The following is an 18,305-nucleotide window of genomic DNA, read 5'->3' on the forward strand; positions in this document are numbered from 1 at the left end:
TGCTGCAGCAGGCGCGCGAGCATACGGAGCGGCTGGCCCTGGAACGTACGCAACGAGCGGCGCTGGCGCGGCTGGAGCTGCCGCAGTACGAGCTGCCGCTGCTCACCGAGGGAGTGGATCTGGCCGGCCTCTACCGGCTCTCCGGCGAGCTGGGAAAGCAGTGGTCCCTATGAGCCTCGACACCGCGCCGCGGCTGGACGCCGACGCGCTCCTCGACGACCCGCAGACGCGCATCGTCGTCTGCTGCGGCGCCGGCGGCGTCGGCAAGACGACGACGGCCGCCGCCCTCGGCGTACGGGCCGCGGAGCGAGGCCGGCGCGTCGTCGTGCTCACCATCGACCCGGCGAAGCGGCTGGCGCAGTCCATGGGCATCGACGCCCTGGACAACAGCCCGCGGCAGGTCGAGGGCATCGAGGGACCCGGCGAGCTGCACGCCATGATGCTCGACATGAAGCGCACCTTCGACGAGATCGTCGAGGCGCACGCGGAGGGCGACCGGGCGCGCGCCATCCTGGACAACCCCTTCTACCAGTCGTTGTCGGCCGGCTTCGCCGGCACGCAGGAGTACATGGCGATGGAGAAGCTGGGCCAGCTGCGCGCCCGGGACTCCTGGGACCTGATCATCGTGGACACCCCGCCGAGCCGCTCCGCGCTGGACTTCCTGGACGCGCCGAAGCGGCTGGGCTCGTTCCTCGACGGGCGCTTCATCAGACTGCTGACCGCGCCGGCGAAGGCGGGCGGCCGGGCGGGGATGAAGTTCCTCAACGTCGGGATGTCGATGATGACGGGCACGCTCGGCAAGCTGCTGGGCGCCTCCCTGCTGCGCGACGTGCAGACGTTCGTCGCGGCGATGGACACGCTCTTCGGCGGCTTCCGCACGCGCGCGGAGGCGACGTACCGGCTGCTGCAGGCACCGGGTACGGCCTTCCTGGTGGTGGCGACGCCGGAGCGGGACGCGCTGCGGGAGGCGGCATATTTTGTCGAACGGCTCGAAGCCGACCGGATGCCGCTGGCAGGTCTGGTGCTCAACCGGGTGCACGAGAGCGGCGCCGCGCAGCTGAGTGCGGAGCGGGCGCTGGCGGCGGCGGAGACGCTGGACGAGCGGGGCGTGGACGACGCGGGCGCCGGCGCGAAGAGCGCGGGGGCGGCGGATACGGGCACGGCGAGCACCGACGACACGGGCACAGGCAGCACGGGCACCACCGGTGCGGAGGGTGCCGCGGCGCTGCTGCGGCTGCATGCGGAGCGGATGCAGGTGCTGGCGCACGAGCGCCGTACGCGGGACCGCTTCGCGGCACTGCACCCGGAGGTTCCGGTGACCCAGGTCGCCGCGCTGCCGGGGGACGTGCACGACCTCGCGGGGCTACGGGACGTGGCGGAGCTGCTGACGGCGCAGGAGGCGCCGGGCGCGTAGGCCGGAGCACGCGTGGGGGAGCGTAGCCGGGGCGTACGGCGCACGTCGGCGCTCGGGCCCGTAGCGGCGGCAACGGGCGCAAGGCAGGCTCACGACGGGGCTTGCGGCGGTCTCACGACCGGCACACGGGCAGGCTCACGGCGGGGCCAGCGGCCCCGGAGCCCGGGTCAGCCCGCCGCGACCGGAAGCTCCTCCGCCGCACGGAGCGCGTCCTCGTGCAGGACGCCTTCGTGCAGCGGCGTCCCGGCGCTCTCGTACTCCTCGCGTGCCGTCTCCAGCAGTCTTCGCCACGACGTGACCGTCGGCCGGCGGCGCAGCAGCGCCCGCCGCTCGCGTTCCGTCATGCCTCCCCACACGCCGAACTCGACGCGGTTGTCGAGCGCGTCGGCGAGGCACTCGGTGCGCACCGGGCATCCGGTGCAGACCGCCTTGGCTCTGTTCTGTGCCGCGCCTTGCACGAACAGTTCGTCCGGATCGGCAGTGCGGCAGGCTGCCTGTGCGCTCCAGTCGGTAACCCAGCTCATGCTGGCGCCGTCCTCTCCCGAATTGAGGCTCCCCCACGGCGGCAAAGGGCATATGCACCGTTGCCAGTTGAGGACGTTACGGAAGGAGTGCGGCCACGCAACACCCCCGTCAGGCCCAAAGTTGAATGGCCCGAACGGACTATGCGTACGCACCAGATCACCCACCGGAGTGAGCCCTCCCAGCCAAGGACGATCCGGTCAAAGCAGGCAGTTCGCCGACTCGACATCGGACCCAGGGGCGTCACATGTCGTCAATTCGGTCAAGCCTCATCACCCACAGGAGTGAATCAAGGGACGAGCTGGACCGCGGCCGGTGGTGGTGGCCGAAAACAGAGTAGGCGAACAGACGGGCGGCTGTCCGGAGAATCAGAAGTTAGGGTGGGCCCCATGGCCTACAAGCGCCCGGGCGGCGGACTCACCGCCACGCAGCAAGCCGCGAAGTTCCTCGGCGTCAGCGTCCTCGCAGGCTCCGTGCTCGCGGGCCTCGCGCTGCCCGCCGCCGGCCTGCTGGGCCTGACGGCCAAGGGCACGGTCGCGGAGTTCGACGACATCCCCACCGACCTCAAGCGCCCGCCGCTCAGCCAGAAGACCACCATCCTCGACAGCCAGGGCGGCCATCTGGCCGACGTCTACTCGCGCAACCGCACGGTCGTCGAGTTCGACGACATCGCGCCGGTGATGCGGCAGGCGATCGTCGCGATCGAGGACGAGCGGTTCTACGAGCACGGCGCCGTCGACCTCCAGGGCATCCTGCGCGCACTCAACAGCAACGCGCAGTCCGGCACGGTCTCCGAAGGCGCCTCCACCCTCACCCAGCAGTATGTGAAGAACGTCTTCGTCGAGGAGGCGGGCAACGACGCCGAGAAGGTCGCCGAGGCCACCCGGCAGACCCTCGGGCGCAAGATCCAGGAGCTGAAGTACGCGATCCAGGTCGAGAAAGAGCTGACCAAGGACGAGATCCTGGAGAACTACCTGAACATCGCCTTCTTCGGCCAGCAGGCATATGGCATCGAGGCCGCCGCCGAGCGCTACTTCAGCAAGTCCGCCGACAAGCTGACCCTCGCCGAGTCCGCGATGCTCGCCGGCATCGTGCAGTCCCCGAGCCGGTACGACCCGATCAACGACCCGGAGGAAGCCGAGAAGCGCCGCAACACCGTGCTGCGGCGCATGGCCGGCAACGACTACGTCACGCGGACCGAGGCCGACAAGGCCATGAAGGAGCCGCTGGGCCTCAAGGTCAGCCAGCCGCGCAGCGGGTGCACCACCGCCGTCAGCGGCGCCGGGGCCTTCTGCGACTACGTACGCGAGGTGCTCCTCAAGGACAAGAGCTTCGGCGAGACGCGGGAGCAGCGCCTCAAGCGCTGGAACCGCGGCGGCCTGACCATCCGCACCACGCTCGACCCGGCGGCCCAGAAATCCGCCAACGAGTCGATCAACAGCCACGTCTACCAGGACGACAAGGTCGCCACCGCCGTGACCATGGTGGAGCCCGGCACCGGCAAGATCCGCGCGATGGGGCAGTCCAGGCCGTACGGCTCGGGCAAGAACGAGCTGATGTTCAACCTGTCCGTGGAGAAGTCCATGAACGGGTCCAACTTCGGATTCCAGGTCGGCTCCACCTTCAAGCCGTTCACGGCCGCGGCGGCGCTGGAGAAGGGTGTGCCGAACACGAAGGTGTACCCGTCGCCGAACGAGATGCCGTATCCGAGCCCGGTGGACACGTGCAAGTCCGACGCGCCGTACGTCAACAGCATCGGCGAGGACGTCGCGAACGAGACGGAGGAGGAGGTCGGCCCGTACAGCATGCGCGAGGCCACCGCCAAGTCCATCAACACCTACTTCGTCGACCTCATCTCGGACATCGGCATCTGCCCGGTCAAGGAGCTGGCGCAAAGCATGGGCGTCATCCGGGGCGACGGCAAGGAACTGGAGGAGTCCCCCTCGCTCACCCTCGGCGGCCAGACCATCGCGCCGCTGGCCATGGCCAGCGCGTACGCGACCTTCGCCAACCGCGGCGAGTACTGCAGCCCGGTCGCCATCGAGTCGATCAAGGACGCCAGGGGCAAGAAGATCCCGGTGCCGAAGTCGCAGTGCAAGCGCGCCATGTCGGAGAAGACGGCCGGCACGATCAACACGCTGCTGTCGGGCGTCGTCGAGGACGGCACCGGCCAGGAGGCGGGGCTGACCGGGCGTGACAACGCGGGCAAGACCGGTACGACGGACGAGCGGAAGGCCGCCTGGTTCGTCGGCTACACCGCGGACCTCGCCGGCGCGGTGTGGGTCGGCGGGCCCACCGGCGACGTCTCCATGGAGAACATCCAGATCGGCCCGACGTACCACGCCCGCGTCTTCGGCGGCGCGGTCCCCGGCCCCATCTGGCGCGACGCCATGGACGGCGCCCTGGCGGGCAAGACATCGCCGCCGCTGTACAAGGTCCCGGTCGCGGCGGACCGCCCGGACAAGGGCAGGGACGACGATGACGAAGACGAAGAGGACGACGACAAGCCCGAGAACCCGCTCGGCGGCCTCATCGGCGGCAACAACGGAAACGGCGGCGGCAACGGCGGACCCGGAGGCGGCGGCCCCGGCGGCGGCACGGCCGACGGCGGCGGCACCCTCGACGGGGGCGCGCTGGACGGCGGCTGGTCGGACGGCGGCGGGACCGGAGGCTGGCCGGACGGCAGGTGAGCACGGCAGGCGGGCGGGCACCGCTGGAAGCCCCCCGCCCAGCAGCTCAGGGCCCGGCGGCAGCAGCCCCGGCGGTGACCCCGGAGATCACCCCGGGGGCCACCTCCTCGGTCACCCCCCGGCGAGAGCGCGCTTGACGGCGGCGGCCACGCGCCCGCCCTCGGCCCGCCCGGCGACCTTGGGGTTCACGATCTTCATCACGGCGCCCATGGCCCGCGGCCCCTCGGCCCCGCCCGCCTTCGCCTCCGCGACGGCCTCCTCGACCAGCGCACCCAGCTCCTCGTCACCGAGCTGCTTCGGCAGGTAGTCCGCGAGCACCTCGCCCTCCGCGCGCTCCCGCTCGGCGGACTCCGTACGACCACCCTGCGCGAACGCCTCCGCGGCCTCGCGCCGCTTCTTGGCCTCGTGGGTGATCACCTTCAGCACCTCGTCGTCGGAGAGCACCCGCGCCTCCTTGCCGGCGACCTCCTCCTTCGTGATCGCGGTGAGCGTCATCCGGAGGGTGGCGGCACGCAGCTCGTCCCGGCCCTTGATGGCCGCCGTGAGGTCGTCCTGCAGCTTCGACTTGAGCGTGGTCATGGTCGGAGTCTCCCATGCCGCCCCGACAGCCCGCCGACGCCGCGGGATCCGGCCCCTGGCCACCCGCACCCCGCGCCTCTGCGACGATAGGAGGATGCGCGCGCGATACGGAGTGCCCCTGGGCCTGGCCGCTCTCTCGGCCGGCGGCGTCGCCTACGCGGCCGTGGTCGAACCCCGCGCCTTCCGCGTCCGCCGGGTCACCGTCCCCGTACTCCCGGAGGGCATGCACCCCCTGCGCGTGCTGCAGATCTCGGACATCCACATGGTCTCGGGCCAGCAGGCGAAGCGGCGCTGGCTGCATTCACTGGCGGGCCTGCGGCCGGACCTGGTGGTGAACACCGGCGACAACCTGTCGGACCCCGACGCGGTACCGGAGCTGCTGGACGCACTGGGCCCGCTGATGGAGTTCCCGGGGACGTACGTCTTCGGCTCGAACGACTACTACGCGCCGACCTTCCGGAACCCCGGCCGCTACCTGATCGAGAAGGCCCGCGGCATACACGGCCTCAACGGCCGCAACCGCCTCCGCCACAGCGTCCCCCGCAACCCCTGGGAGGGCATGCGCGACGCCTTCGACGCGGCGGGCTGGGTGGGCCTGGACAACAGCCGCGGCCGGCTCAAGCTGGACAGCGGCGCGGTCCTGGGCCTGACGGGCCTGGACGACCCGCACATCAAGCACGACCGCTACACCGCGGTCGCCGGCGGCCCCGACCCGGAGGCGGACTTCTCCCTCGCCCTGGTCCACGCCCCGTACCTGCGCGTCCTCGACGCCTTCACGGCCGACGGCTACCCCCTGATCCTCGCCGGCCACACCCACGGCGGCCAGCTCTGCATCCCCTTCTACGGCGCCCTGGTGACCAACTGCGACCTGGACACCAACCGCGTCAAGGGCCTCTCCACCCACACCGCCGGCTCCCGCCGCGCAGCCCTCCACGTCTCCGCCGGCTGCGGCGCCAACCGCTACACCCCCCTCCGCTTCGCCTGCCCCCCCGAAGCCACCCTCCTCACCCTGACCCCCACCCCCGAAAACGAATTTCACCCGACCCGCCCGGGTGGGCTACAGTAGGGCTCGCAGTCACGGGGTGTGGCGCAGCTTGGCAGCGCGCTTCGTTCGGGACGAAGAGGTCGTGGGTTCAAATCCCGCCACCCCGACAGCAAAGCACCAGGTCAGGGGCTTGATCCACTTGATGGATCGGGCCCCTGAGTGTTTTCTGGAGGCCGGGAGAACACCAGGAGAAGATCTTTGGTTGACTTCTCCCACGCGGACTTGCCTGCAACCCGTATCGAGGACAAGGAACAGGCACGCTGAGACCTCCTGCTCGACGAGCGCCGCGTGCAAACAGACCGTGTTCAACGGCAGCCGAGCGGGGCGCCGTCCTGTCCGTCGTGTTCCTCCGCACCACGTGGGACCGGACGTTGGCCGACCGCCTTCCGAAGACCGTCTGCCAGCCCGCTGCCGTCACCAAGCACAGGTTCGGCATGCTGCACCGGGACGGCAGACCGAAACCCCCTCGACTTGCGCCATCAGGGGGAGACATCTGCGGCTTGCCTCTGCGGTGAAATTCTCAGTCATCGCTCCCGACGGATCTCAGGCCTCGCGGATGGCAGCCGATCCGGCGGGCAATGTCCCTGGACCAGCCACCAGAAGACGAACCGGCCCGACCCCAGCCGCCCGCTCGACCGCAGCATGAGGGGCGGACGCCCTCCGGGAGCCCATCCGGAGCAATCGCGGGGCCTTCGTTGCGCCCTCCCGGAGCCCTCCACACGATGTCCCGGAGGGCGGTGAGCCCATAGGGCCTGGATCCAGGATCACCTCCGGTGGGACCGCCGATCACCCCGGCACCCGCATCCGTCCCGGCCGAGCACTCATCGCCGATATGCGGCGCTGGCCGCCAAGGGCCTCGCGGGCGCACCAAGCAGCCGACTGCGAACGCCCCCCTCAACGCCGACAGCCTGCATTCCGTATTCCTGCCACCAGGTACGACCCCTTGCCGTCTGCAGCAAAGAGACACGCCCGCCCCCGCAACGCTGCCATCCCAGTCCGCCTGTGCGCGGCGCACTTCGGCCGCACATCCACACCGAGGAAGACTTCCGTTGCTCCCGCTCCGCAGTGCGCCGTACCGCGGTTATCCACAGGCTATGGCCTGTGGATAACCGGAGATGCGATTCCCCCAGGTGTCGCAGAGGCGGAAACTCACTGGTGAGCCGCTTCTAACCGCTGCACCTCCGATCCTCTTGCGCAGCCGTCTGGCGAGCCCCGGCCCTCAGGTTCCGTGCCCCCTAGACTAGGCGTTCCCACTGGTCGCGTTCGCGGTCAGCTGCACATCCCAGTCCCGGTGGACTTCCTGCCGCACAGCTGAGATGTTCATGCGACAGACTGGCTCGTTCGCATGTTCGAGTCCGGCCTGCCGTGCAGCCGAGCAGGCGGTGGGAAGTGCGCGTGTATGGAGGACGAATGAGGGATCTGAATGTGGTCGAGATCTGCGCGGGGGCGGGTGGACAGGCCCTCGGTCTGGAGCGCGCAGGCTTCGAGCACACCCTTGCGGTAGAGCTCGATGCGAACGCCGCCGCAACGCTCCGCCGGAACCGTGCAGCCTGGCACGTGGTTGAAGGCGATGTCGCAGATCCCGAAAAGTGGACGCCTGAGGACTACCGCACCGTGAACGACGAGCCACTGGACCTGCTCGCGGGCGGTGTCCCCTGCCCCCCGTTCACCATCGCAGGCAAGCAACTCGGGGCAACAGATGAACGTGACCTGTTCGCCTGGGCAGTCAACCTTGCCGAGCGAGTGCAGCCGAAAGCGCTCCTGCTGGAGAACGTCCGAGGGCTGAGTGCCAACCGCTTCGCGGCATACCGCCAGAACGTCCTGGACACCTTGCAGAGCGCAGGCTACGCGGCGCAGTGGAGGCTGCTGCATGCTTCCGACTTCGGCGTCCCCCAGCTCCGCCCGCGCTTCGTGCTCGTAGCGCTGCGACCCGACTACGCGAGGTATTTCTCCTGGCCAGAGGTGTCTGCTGGTGTCCGTCCGACCGTAGGTGAGACTCTCTACGACCTGATGGCAGCCAGGGGATGGGAAGGTGCCCGCGCCTGGGCGGACAAGGCCGACGACATCGCACCCACCATCGTCGGCGGGTCGAAGAAGCACGGTGGCGCAGACCTCGGCCCGACCCGCGCCAAGGCGGCGTGGGCGAAGCTCGGCGTAGATGCCATGGGTGTCGCCGACGAAGCCCCCGGACCTGGCTGGAAGCCGGCCGCGGGCAAGCCGGGACCGAGACTCACTGTCGATATGGTCGCACGCATCCAAGGCTGGAAGCCCGAGGACAAGTGGTTCTTCGAAGGCCGCAAGACAACCACCTACCGGCAGGTGGGCAATGCCTTTCCGCCGCCCGTCGCCGAAGCAGTCGGTCAGTCCATCGCCCGAGCCCTGCGGCAGGAGGGCAAGCGAAACGAACTCGTAGAGGCGACAGAGACCGTCCACGACCCGGTGTACAAGCTGCTCCGCGGCATGGAGCGCCCCCTCGGCGTCGACCAGATCATCAAGCGGCTCGCCAAGCAGGGGCAGCAACTGACCGAGCCGGAGGTCGAGAGGCATCTCGCCCACCTGGAGCGGGATTTCATTATCGCGCGCGTCCCGCGCTCAAGCGGTGCCCTGGGATACAAGCTCGGCGAGTTCAGGGCATTCGTCGGCCAGGAGGGCCATCAGAGGCATGAGCTCTTCGCGGTGAACCAGGCGAAGATCAGCTGACCACTGTGCTACTTCCTTCGCCGCCCGGCGGCAGGATCGGGTTGCCCAAGCTGGTTCGGGGCCGCAGCCTCCTGCCGCCGCGCGTTGACCGCGTCGACAACAGTGCGAGCGCACGCCTCCGGCTCGAGATGCTCCCAGAAGCGGAGCACAAGCCAGCCGGCCTCGGCAAGTCGGTCGTCCGTATCGCGGTCGCGTTGGACGTTGCGTCCGATCTTGTCCTCCCAGTACGGCCGGTTGGTCTTGGGCATGACGAAATGCTCCGGACAGCCGTGCCAGAAGCAGCCGTCGATGAAGACGGCCACCTTCACAGGCCGGAATACCATGTCAGCCGTACGGCGCATTTTCGGGAGCGGCTTGGCAGCGACGCGGTAGCGGAGCCCCGCAGCGTGCACCAGCGAGCGCAGAAGGAGCTCGGGTGCTGTGTCGCGATTGCGGTTCCCGAGCATGCTCCGCCGGTTCGCCGCCGACGAAGCCCACGACCCCTCGGGGGGTTGCCACTGTGCGGGCTCTCCCGCTGCTTCCTGCTTGGTCATATCTCCGGCAACTTCGGTACAGCCTGCTCTGGATCAGCAGGCCCGGCGAGGACCCACGCCCGCCCTTCGAGTTCGACTCGCGGAGCAGCCCCATGCTCCGGCCGCGCCTCAGCGAACCGCGCACTCACGGACTCTCCCGGACCGGGCACTGGCAAGCCGAGTAGCTCAGCGATCCGGCCGTGGCTGGAGTAGTGGCCCAGGATAACGATGCCGCGGGGTTGGAGCCGCGATCGCGATCCCCCGTTGTAGCGGATCCGCTTCATGTAGTCCTCCTGCATGGCCACGGTAGCGACTACGGTCCGGCTGACCCGTCGGCCTTGGGCGCGTAGGAAGAGCTCGTCCACCCTCCGCTGCCCGCTCCTATGGGAGAAGATCGCCTCGATGTCCCCTTCGGACAACCGCAGCAGCATGTTCTCCTGAAGCGGGGCGTGGTCGAAAAGCCACCTCACTGCCTGGCGCCCCGCTGCGTTCAGCGTCTTCTTGGCGTCCCGGTTGCCGCCGCTGTTCAGCCGCTCGGGCAGTGCGCGGACAAGGCCGGCTGACCAGCTCGCCTGCTCGTCGCTGGCCCAGACCGCGAGCAGCAGGTGGCCACACGCCTCCGGGGGGATCATCCAGGCACCCCGAGTCTGGGAGTACTTGCAGTCGACGTCGATCCCGGCGATCGAGTAGTCCATGTCGCGGCCGTCGGCGAACCCGAACTCGCGCTGCAGATTGATCTCGATCAGGGTGCCAAGGTGCGCCTTCTCCGTCTTGAACAGCTGAGTCCAGCGGTAGCGGCCCGTGTGCTGGCCGTCCAAGAGCATGTCGATGCTGCGCCGGACCGCCGCCGCCATCCTGCGGCCGTCGGGGTCAGCTGCAAGGAGGTATCGCGCTACGGTGTCCAGTTGGGGGTCCTCCTGGCTGCCGTCGTCGCCGAGGGGCCACAGCGGGGCCTGCATACTCGTTCCGTCGCCATCCACGGCGGGACTCTATCGATGCCGCGGGCAAGCGGGGCAGCCCCTCCGCAAGAATCAGCGGCTGATCTCAGCTGTGCTGGAGGAGCCGGCTGCACTCAGCACGGACGACAACGAAACGGTCTCGCTGCCCTGTCGGCCTCCTTGCCGAGGTTGGCGCTGGTACCGGAGCCGCGTCTGCAGCATTCAGCGATGGTAGCGGGAGGATGCCTGCGAACCGTGCCCGCGCAGTCGGCCTCAGTCGAGATGTTCCAGCACAGCCCGCAGATCCGCCGCATTCATCCCCGCGGCCACAGGAGCTTCCTCCTCTGGGTCGCTGAGTTCGCGCACTGCGGGATCATCGAGGATCTTGCCCATGAAGTCCAGCTTCTCTGCCAACCTCATGGCAACGATCTCGTCGACGGTGCCCGCAGCTGCGAGCACAGTGATCCGCGTCTCCACTCCAGGGCTCAGCCCAAGACGGTGGATTCGATCCATGCTCTGGAGGAAGCGCCCGGCCTGGAAATCGCGATCTATGTAGACCGCGTCGTGGCATACCTGATGCAGGCTGATGCCCTCACCGAGCGTCGCAGGGTTCGAGACCAGGACGGTGCAGTCGGGATCCTCTCTGAACCGGCGGAGCTCCGACTCCCGGTCCTGGGTACCGCCGTGCACCACCGCAGGCTGGAAGGGCTCCAATAGCCGCTGCAGGGAGGTGATGCTGCGCACGAAGCTCGCCCAGACCAGGGTCTTCCGCCCCATTGAGGCATTCTCAGCGACGATGGCCAAGGCTTCCTTGTACTTGGGTGGCAGCTCGTACTGCGGAAGGCGGTGGAGGAGAGCCGAGAGAGAGGAGTCCTCTGAAGCCTGCAGCGGCGGGACGCGGAACTCAAGGGGCTCATACCGAGTGGAGCCGCCTACCAGCAGAGCCGGGCTGGTCGCGGCCATCAGCATGCGCAGCACCGCTTTGCCGAGAGCCTGGAAGTCCATGTGATCGGCAGCCGCCCTCGCAGAGACCTTGCCCCCTGCCTTCAGAGCCTCGTAGATCTCTTCGTGCAGTGGCGGCATCGCCAGGCGGCGCATTCGAATCTCTACCGGCGGCAGGCCCAACTCCGCTTTGGTCGTACGCGTGAACATGGGCCTCAGCACCTGGCTGGCATAGGCGAGGTCACCGCCGTCGACTGCCTGGGTCACCACCCTGCGCCCGTGGCCTGGCCAGACGAAGGACAGGAGGTTCTCCAAGTCCTTGGCGCCGTTCGGCGCCGGCGTACCGCTGAGGATCATCCGGACACGGCTGAGCGGGCCGAGTGCAAGGCAGGCTGCGCCCCAGACGCCTACCCCCCCCAACTTCATCCGGTGGGCCTCGTCGACGACAAGCATCGCGGGAGCTGCGCGGAGCCAATGGGAGAGGGCAGGCAGTGCCCGGTGCAGCCGCTCGTAATTGACGATGAGGAGGTCGGCAGAAGCAGGAGCGCTCTTACCCAGCATCTCCACCGCGAGTGGTTCGGCAAAGCATGCGCCGGCTTCGTACTGCCATGCTTCGAACGCCGACCTCGGGCTCACCACGAGGATGCGGGACACCTCGCCCCGCTCCCTCAGCGCTGAGAAGACGGCCAGGGAGACCCGGGTCTTCCCTGCTCCGGGCACGCTGAAGTTGGCCCCGTTGCCCATCGAGAGCAGCCTGGCCGCGTCTCGCAGTTGGAACGGGGCCAGAGGTGCCTTCCAGCACTCCCCGAGCAGGGCGAGCACCTGGTCGGCTGCGACGGCATCCTCACCGACCTCACCGCTGAGCAGTTCCTCGGCCGCGTCAGCGGTGTCGAGCAGTTCCGTGACGAGGAGCCGGAAGTCCTCCTCCCAGACGACGGTCTCCGGTTCAGGCCAGGAAGCCAATGCGCCGATGCTGGCGAGGAAGCTGTCCACTGGGACTGCTGCCGACAACCGGTCTGTCATCCGCCCGCTGGGAAAGCTGGCGATCATCTGCCCGAGAGCGCTGCGGCAGGCAGGCACAGTCCTCAGCGATGCTTGGGTACGCGTGACGTCGAACCCGATCGTTAGACTGGGTTCGTCCGCCATCTAGCGCGCCTTCCCGAGGGTCTCGATGAGCCAAGCCACTCCGTCACCGGGATCCTGCACGGTGCGCTTGGCCTCAAGCGCGAGGTTCCGCAGCTTCCTCCGGAGGTCGGTCACCGCGTCGTCGAAGGCATCCTCGTCAAGGCTGCTCTGAGCGCGGGACATGACGAGGTCGGTGATGCACTGGTCGATGTCCCTGCCTGCATCAGCCAGCCGGGCGGGAGCAGCCTGCTTGCGCTTCTGGATGCGCGCATCACGGCCGGCGGAGCTGATGGCTTCGTCCATCGCTTCGCGCAGCCTTCTCTCCTCCTTCTGCGCCTCGTCCGCAGCTTCCGGCGGAACAGATCCGCCAGACTGGGTAGCGACCCGCAAACGCAGGACGGTGTCGGTCAGGGACCTGGCTGAACTGAGTTCGCCAGTCGGGCCCTTCACCTGCCGGTCCAATCCGGGGATGGTGGTACTTGCAGCAGGCTCAGCCGGTGCACTGCCCTCTCGAAGGGTCTTCGACAGGTAGCGCTTGCTGAAGGCATGGTCGATGAACCGGACATCGGTCTTAGCGAACCCGAGCAGCATGGCCGCAAGCCGGTTCTCCAGCAGCAACTCAGCCTTCTCCGGATTCGTTGCATACTGCTTGGCATAGGCACGCTGGAGTTCGCGGAACTTCTCTGCCTGGTCCTCGAACGCCACTAGGGACAATTGGCCGCCGGTCGACTTGCTGCGTTCGATCAGCGACTCGATGTTCGCCAGCACCCACTGGTCCTGCCGGCACCGCTCTGCCGTCGTACGGAAGGTCGAGGCGATGACCGCCAAGGGCGTTCCCTGGTCGACAAGTTCCTGCACAGCAAGGAGCCGGTTGATGTATGAGTAATCCCGGCGGTGCTCCTTGCGCAGTTGCAGGGACAGTTCGATCGCCGCGATGTCCTGCCAGTCGCAGCTCTCCGGCAGGACAGCCACTCTCATCGCGTGCGTGGGTCCGTACAACTGCATCAGCCCTGCACGGCGGGTGTTGCCGTTGACGAGGATGCCCTCGCGAGTAATCAGGCCGGGATCCGTCTGGCCGTACTCCTTGAGGCTGGCGACCAGCTCGTCGAACTCCGGATCGGTTTTTGCCGGGTCTGCGGGAAGCACCTGAAGCAACCGGTCCAGGTAGGACTGGCTCTCGCTGCTCCAGGGGTCGTCAGCCAGCGCCGCCGCCTGCTTGGGGTCGTGGCTGGACTGGGCGCGGATGCGGTGAGTGGCGGGGTTGTAGTAGAGGTTCCCTGCCGGCATCTGAATCACTTCCAGATGCTCAGGCTTTCCGCGCCACTCCACCGTGAGGGTTTCGCGAGGACCGCTGCCCGCCTCGACTTCCTGCAAACGGGACCGGACGAGCGCGCGGTTCTCCTCAGCAATCGGCGGCAGACCGTAGCCCTGGGCCATTTCCTTGCTCCTGACTTCCCTACGTCTGGTTGTCCGGGTGCCTCTGTGCACTGAGATCGGCTTCAGGCGGCACCGATGTGCGAGCGGAGCTGCGCTCGCGACTGCTCAGGCAGGGAGCGGTAAGCACTCCAGAGCCGCTCCAGAGGTGTGAAATTCCGCTGGTCGTCTTCCAGCCAGCCTGCCAGGATGCTTCGTTCCGAGGGGCTGAGCGCCGACGCCGCCCTGATGACCTCATCGAGATCCGCAACTAGCGACCGGCCGCCGACCCTGCATCGCCGGCACTCAGTGACCAACTCCGTCGTCCGGACTCCACCGGGCTTGACGACTTCTCTCCGTGCGATATCGAGCTGGGCAGCTTCGTCTGTGCCGTCGTACAGCCCGCCGGGGGTGATGCCGCACGAGCGGCACATGTTCCCGTCCCTCGCCAGTACCTCGCGCCGCCGCCCTGCACCGATGGCTGCGGTGCCGGCCCTGCGCGTTGCACGCCCCGGCAACCAGACCGGATCACCCTGCTCGACGAACCGCTGCTCATGGGGGTCAAGCGTCGCGTCCTCGCGGTTCGTGTCGATCCGCCAGCCGAAGTCCCGCAGGTCCCTCATGCGGCGGTCGACCTGCGAGACGCCTGGGAAGGCGGCGCGAAGCTGCTCTTTGGTGAACGTCTTGCCCACTCCGACCTCGGACACGAGCCACAGCGCGGCACGCTTCATCGTCCCCAGGGTGGGATCCAGCCATGACAGCAGGGGTGCTTCCATTCGAAGGAAACCTCCTCAGGAGGGTGCCAAGAGATGCCTACAGTTCTACACACAGCCATCCATTGATAGCACGGAAGGCGCTACCGATTCCAGCGGTCAGCCATCTTTACAGTCTCAGTACAGATGACCATCCGAATTGCCCCGGGATGCGAGGTTTCAGCCATTTCCCCTCCTATCAAAAATGGTCCGCCCGGCAAGCGCGGAACCCGGGACTCGCCGCCTGCGAAGGGATAGACTCAGGCCGATCAGTCGCCCTCCGCACACAACCCCCTGGCCACCGGAAGGGGTCATTTCACCGTGCCAGCTTCAGGCCATATCGGAAGTTCGTACGCATCCGGCACCACTCATGAAGTGAGGGAGTTTGCCTCAGCCCTGCGGATCGCCATCCAATACGTCCGGCCGGGAGCCGCTTTGCGCGTCAAGGCGGAGGCCCTGCACGTTTCACCGTCCCAGTTGTCCCACTGGCTCCACGGGCGGCGGCTTCCCAGCTCGGAAGCGGTGTGCCGCATGTCCGAGCTGGCAGAACGGCATGCCGGTGGGACGGCGCATGCACCTGGACCGCCCGAGCTCCAAGCACTGCTGTGCGCGGCCCAGCGGTCGAACGGGCACCCCTCGGCCAAATGCCTCTGCCCGCAGGGGGACCGGCGCAACAGGGAGGCGTCGGACGCGGGGGACCGGCGCAACAGCCGCAGCACACCCGCAGGATCAGGCCGGGCCGAGGCATCTCCGGACCTCCCGGGGGCGCTCGCCGAATTGAAGATCGAGGGAAGAGTTGCCCTGCTGGCCAACCTGGCCATCTCGTGGGGAGAGGCGGAAATCGCCCATGCGGCTGACGAGCTGGCCCATGCCGGGATGAAGGGAGAAACGGAGGCGCTTATCCGCCATTCAGCAAGAGCCGGAAAGGATTCGACAGAGGTCGCGGTCGCCCTCGCCATGCTCCGCGTGCAGCCTGGATAAACTGTGCTGAAATCCCAGTCGGCGACGGAAGGAGCCGAATATTTCCACTGAATTTCATCACCCAATGTGCGCCATTGCGTATCGTCAAACCTTGCACGGGAAAGGCCCGGCCACCTGGCTACCAACCTGAGCCGGCACCTTCCCCGCGGAAACATCCCGACTAGTCCACTGATCAGGAGCTTCAGTTGAAGTGTAAGGCTGCCCTGGCGTTCCTCGCCAGGAAGATCAAGACTGCCCGCTACCGCCTTCCTCCCGCCGGCGCGCGCTCCGGAAGGGAGGCACGGAAGTGGCCCTCGCCGCAGACGCAGCGTCGGATGCGGTTCCTCCGCTGGGCACTCACGGTTCAGGCTCTGAAGGGCGCGGTGTCAGCAGTTGCGGGGGTGGCCGCCCTTTGGCTGCTGCAGACCCTCGCCGACCTGATCTTGCATCTCTGACCAGAGGCAGTTCAGGGCGCCGTCAGCCATCGCAGGCCACCCCCTGCCCGAGCCACTCTCGGTCCACCCACCCGAGAAGGGCTGGCTCCAACGGCTGAAAGACGCAAACGCGATCCCGCCGGCGCCACTCCGGCCGGCCCTCGTCCGGGACGAAGAGGTCGTGGGTTCAAATCCCGCCACCCCGACCGTGAACATCACGTCAGGCTCGGCGCTGAGAGATCAGCACCGGGCCTGATCTGCTGTGTAGGGCCGTTGGACGCGCTTTCCTGATCGTTTTCCGGGCATGCCTCAGGTGTTCTCGCCGGGCCGTCTTCGACGAAGGGATCGGGCGTGGAGAGCATCACCAAGAACAGGCAGTCCGCCGCCGCCCTGCGTGCCATGGTCGGGCGCGCCTACGGTGACGACCGGGTCCCCGCCGGGGACGGGTGGGCCGCCGAGCTGGGGCACGGGTGGTTCAACGTCGCGTATCGCATCCGGCTGCGGGACGGGGCCGAGGTCGTGGTGAAGATCGCTCCGCCGCCGCGGGTGGAGGTGATGACGTACGAGCGCGGTGCCATGGCGGTCGAGCTGCGCATGCTGGAGTTGCTGCGTACGCGTACCTCCGTGCCGGTTCCCGCCGTCGACTTCGCCGACCGGAGTCGCGAGGTGTGCGACGCCGACTACTTCTTCATGCCGTACATCGACGGCGACAACCTCGGCGTCGTCGCGAAGCACCTTCCCGCTGCCGCGCGCGACTCCCTGATGGAGCAGGTCGGTGCGGCCAACCGGGAGATCAACTCCGTCCGCGGGGACGCCTTCGGGCCGCTCGCCGGGCCCGGGGGGCCGAGTTGGCGGGCGGTGTTCAGCGGGATGGTCGAGGACGTCCTCGCCGACGGCGAGCGCCGGGGCGTCGACCTCGGCTGGGACTACGGCGCCGTGCGCGCCGTCTTCGACGCCCACGCCGGCAGCCTCGACGAGGTGACCGAGCCGCGCCTCGTCGAGTGGGACCTGTGGGCCGGCAACGTCATGGTCCGCGACGGCAGGATCGTCGGGGTCATCGACCATGAACGCGCCTTCTTCGGCGACCCGTTGATCGAGTCCGGCTTCGCCGGCACCCAGTTGGCGGACTTCGGCCACCCGGAGCCCTTCATGCGGGGATACGGCCACCCGGAGCTGACCGGCACCCAGCAGGTGCGCCGCCGCCTGTACTGCCTGCATCTGATGCTGATCATGGTCATCGAGACCGTGTACCGGGGGCACACCGACAGCAGGCAGTACGACTGGGCCCGTATCCGCCTCGACGAGGCCATGGCCCTGTTCGGCCGCACCCGTCGCTGACCTCGCCCCGCTCACTCACGGCGCACGCGCCGCTCCTGCCCGTATGCTGGACATGCGGAGCGATGGCGCGTCTCGGCGAAGGGGAACGGCGTGGCGGACGTCTTCATCTCCTACGCGGCGGAGGATCGCGCGTGGGCGGGGGAACTGGCGGCGGGGCTCCGGCGCAACGGGGTGCGGGTCTTCTTCGACGAGTGCAGTCTGCTGCCCGGCGATGTCGTCGTCCATCAGCTGGAAGCGGCCATACGCCGTTCCACGCACGGAATTCAGGTGCTCAGCCCGGTGGCCGTGCACAAGCCCTGGGTGCTGCAGGAGTACGCGGCGCTGCTGACCGCCTCGACGGAGCGCGGGCTGCGGCTCATTCCCGTACTCCACAGCGACGTCGATATCGGTGCGCTGCCTTTCGCCGCCACCCGATTATGGGTCGATTTCCGGGATGCCGCCGGGCAGGCTTTCCACGACAAGGTGAGCGAGTTGGCCCGGGTGATCCTGGGCGAAGGGGCCCGCGGCGACGTCGAGTCGGAGGCCATGGCGCTACGCGACCGGGCCGCCCGTTCCGTCGACGTACCGGCAGAGCCCTCCTTCGTCGTCTGCTACGCGCGTCAGGAAAGTGACTATGCGCGCCGGTTGCTGCCCGCGCTGTCCCGGGCCGGCCTTCCCGTATGGTCCATCAGCCATCTGACGTGGGGCGACGATGTGCTGTGGACGATACGCGCGCAGATCCGGCACGCGCTGGGGATCGTCGTCCTGATGTCCCCGGAGGCCGAGAACTCCGAGGACATCACCCGGGAAATCCTGGAGGGGCAGCGCCACAGCCGCCCCTTCTTTCCCATTCTGGTCCGCGGCGACCGGCACTTCCTGCTGGCGAGCACCTGGCATTTCGACGCCCGTACGGGCGCACTCCCCGGGCACGTCGAACTCGATCTGCTCCGCCGCCTCCGGGA

At 68.2% G+C, this 18,305-nt stretch carries 14 protein-coding genes, 1 tRNA gene and 1 pseudogene; 9 read left to right on the forward strand and 7 right to left on the reverse strand.

Annotated elements, in window-relative coordinates:
* Both H5J30_RS36375 and bagB read left to right on the forward strand, forming a co-directional pair.
* Positions 1-173: pseudogene (locus H5J30_RS36375) on the forward strand (ATPase); the annotation flags it as partial.
* Positions 170-1,414 carry an ATPase BagB gene (gene bagB / locus H5J30_RS04110; protein ID WP_181785771.1) on the forward strand — a complete coding sequence of 415 codons (1,245 nt, stop codon included), beginning with the start codon at positions 170-172 and terminating at the stop codon, positions 1,412-1,414. The pseudogene H5J30_RS36375 and the gene bagB, both read left to right, overlap by 4 nt.
* A 167-nt stretch (positions 1,415-1,581) precedes the next feature.
* On the opposite strand, the gene H5J30_RS04115 is transcribed toward bagB, so the two are convergent.
* Complete coding sequence (locus H5J30_RS04115; protein WP_181785772.1) at positions 1,582-1,938, reverse strand: WhiB family transcriptional regulator; 357 nt, start codon at positions 1,936-1,938, stop codon at positions 1,582-1,584.
* Between the two features lie 387 nt (positions 1,939-2,325).
* On the opposite strand from H5J30_RS04115, the gene H5J30_RS04120 reads away from it, so the two are divergent.
* The gene (locus H5J30_RS04120) at positions 2,326-4,626 is read left to right on the forward strand and encodes a transglycosylase domain-containing protein (RefSeq protein ID WP_181785773.1); all 2,301 of its coding nucleotides are present in this window, start codon (positions 2,326-2,328) and stop codon (positions 4,624-4,626) included.
* A 111-nt stretch (positions 4,627-4,737) separates the two neighbouring features.
* On the opposite strand, the gene H5J30_RS04125 is transcribed toward H5J30_RS04120, so the two are convergent.
* A complete protein-coding gene (locus H5J30_RS04125) occupies positions 4,738-5,205 on the reverse strand; it encodes a GatB/YqeY domain-containing protein (protein WP_181785774.1) in 468 nt (155 codons plus the stop codon).
* A gap of 94 nt (positions 5,206-5,299) precedes the next feature.
* On the opposite strand from H5J30_RS04125, the gene H5J30_RS04130 reads away from it, so the two are divergent.
* The 3 genes from H5J30_RS04130 (at position 5,300) to H5J30_RS04140 (ending at position 8,950) form a co-directional block, all read left to right on the forward strand.
* Positions 5,300-6,271, forward strand: coding sequence for a metallophosphoesterase (locus H5J30_RS04130; RefSeq protein ID WP_181785775.1), 972 nt, complete (start codon positions 5,300-5,302; stop codon positions 6,269-6,271).
* A gap of 12 nt (positions 6,272-6,283) precedes the next feature.
* A tRNA-Pro gene (locus tag H5J30_RS04135) sits at positions 6,284-6,357 on the forward strand.
* Between the two features lie 1,303 nt (positions 6,358-7,660).
* The gene (locus H5J30_RS04140; protein ID WP_181785776.1) at positions 7,661-8,950 is read left to right on the forward strand and encodes a DNA cytosine methyltransferase; all 1,290 of its coding nucleotides are present in this window, start codon (positions 7,661-7,663) and stop codon (positions 8,948-8,950) included.
* Positions 8,951-8,958: 8 nt separating this feature from the next.
* On the opposite strand, the gene H5J30_RS04145 is transcribed toward H5J30_RS04140, so the two are convergent.
* The 5 genes from H5J30_RS04145 to H5J30_RS04165 all read right to left on the reverse strand — a co-directional run bounded on the left by H5J30_RS04145 (position 8,959) and on the right by H5J30_RS04165 (position 14,656).
* Positions 8,959-9,483 carry a very short patch repair endonuclease gene (locus H5J30_RS04145; protein WP_181785777.1) on the reverse strand — a complete coding sequence of 175 codons (525 nt, stop codon included), beginning with the start codon at positions 9,481-9,483 and terminating at the stop codon, positions 8,959-8,961.
* A complete protein-coding gene (locus tag H5J30_RS04150; protein WP_181785778.1) occupies positions 9,480-10,442 on the reverse strand; it encodes a NaeI family type II restriction endonuclease in 963 nt (320 codons plus the stop codon). Before H5J30_RS04150 ends, H5J30_RS04145 begins: the two co-directional genes overlap by 4 nt.
* Before the next feature lie 231 nt (positions 10,443-10,673).
* Positions 10,674-12,488: a DEAD/DEAH box helicase gene (locus H5J30_RS04155; RefSeq protein WP_181785779.1), complete on the reverse strand. Its 1,815-nt coding sequence runs from the start codon at positions 12,486-12,488 to the stop codon at positions 10,674-10,676.
* On the reverse strand, positions 12,489-13,904 hold the full coding sequence (locus tag H5J30_RS04160) for a transcriptional regulator (protein WP_181785780.1): 1,416 nt from the start codon (positions 13,902-13,904) through the stop codon (positions 12,489-12,491).
* A 62-nt stretch (positions 13,905-13,966) separates the two neighbouring features.
* Positions 13,967-14,656, reverse strand: coding sequence for a KpnI family restriction enzyme N-terminal domain-containing protein (locus H5J30_RS04165; RefSeq protein ID WP_181785781.1), 690 nt, complete (start codon positions 14,654-14,656; stop codon positions 13,967-13,969).
* A 753-nt stretch (positions 14,657-15,409) separates the two neighbouring features.
* Between H5J30_RS04165 and H5J30_RS04170 the strand changes: the two genes are divergently transcribed.
* From H5J30_RS04170 to H5J30_RS04180, 3 genes are all read left to right on the forward strand, one after another.
* Positions 15,410-15,613, forward strand: a complete 204-nt coding sequence (locus H5J30_RS04170; protein ID WP_181785782.1) for a hypothetical protein — start codon at positions 15,410-15,412, stop codon at positions 15,611-15,613.
* Positions 15,614-16,377: 764 nt separating this feature from the next.
* Complete coding sequence (locus tag H5J30_RS04175) at positions 16,378-17,364, forward strand: phosphotransferase family protein (protein WP_181785783.1); 987 nt, start codon at positions 16,378-16,380, stop codon at positions 17,362-17,364.
* Between the two features lie 90 nt (positions 17,365-17,454).
* On the forward strand, positions 17,455-18,305 hold an 851-nt coding region (locus H5J30_RS04180), incomplete at its 3' end, for a toll/interleukin-1 receptor domain-containing protein (protein ID WP_181785784.1).

It is taken from the genome of Streptomyces phytophilus (assembly GCF_013870535.1).
Taxonomy (GTDB): Bacteria; Actinomycetota; Actinomycetes; order Streptomycetales; family Streptomycetaceae; genus Streptomyces; species Streptomyces phytophilus.

Coding starts and splice junctions, on each gene's coding strand:
- bagB (WP_181785771.1), top strand. CDS start 170: ATGAGCCTCGACACCGCGCCGCGGCTGGACGCCGACGCGCTCCTCGAC.
- H5J30_RS04115 (WP_181785772.1), bottom strand. CDS start 1,938: ATGAGCTGGGTTACCGACTGGAGCGCACAGGCAGCCTGCCGCACTGCC.
- H5J30_RS04120 (WP_181785773.1), top strand. CDS start 2,326: ATGGCCTACAAGCGCCCGGGCGGCGGACTCACCGCCACGCAGCAAGCC.
- H5J30_RS04125 (WP_181785774.1), bottom strand. CDS start 5,205: ATGACCACGCTCAAGTCGAAGCTGCAGGACGACCTCACGGCGGCCATC.
- H5J30_RS04130 (WP_181785775.1), top strand. CDS start 5,300: ATGCGCGCGCGATACGGAGTGCCCCTGGGCCTGGCCGCTCTCTCGGCC.
- H5J30_RS04140 (WP_181785776.1), top strand. CDS start 7,661: ATGAGGGATCTGAATGTGGTCGAGATCTGCGCGGGGGCGGGTGGACAG.
- H5J30_RS04145 (WP_181785777.1), bottom strand. CDS start 9,483: ATGACCAAGCAGGAAGCAGCGGGAGAGCCCGCACAGTGGCAACCCCCC.
- H5J30_RS04155 (WP_181785779.1), bottom strand. CDS start 12,488: ATGGCGGACGAACCCAGTCTAACGATCGGGTTCGACGTCACGCGTACC.
- H5J30_RS04160 (WP_181785780.1), bottom strand. CDS start 13,904: ATGGCCCAGGGCTACGGTCTGCCGCCGATTGCTGAGGAGAACCGCGCG.
- H5J30_RS04165 (WP_181785781.1), bottom strand. CDS start 14,656: ATGGAAGCACCCCTGCTGTCATGGCTGGATCCCACCCTGGGGACGATG.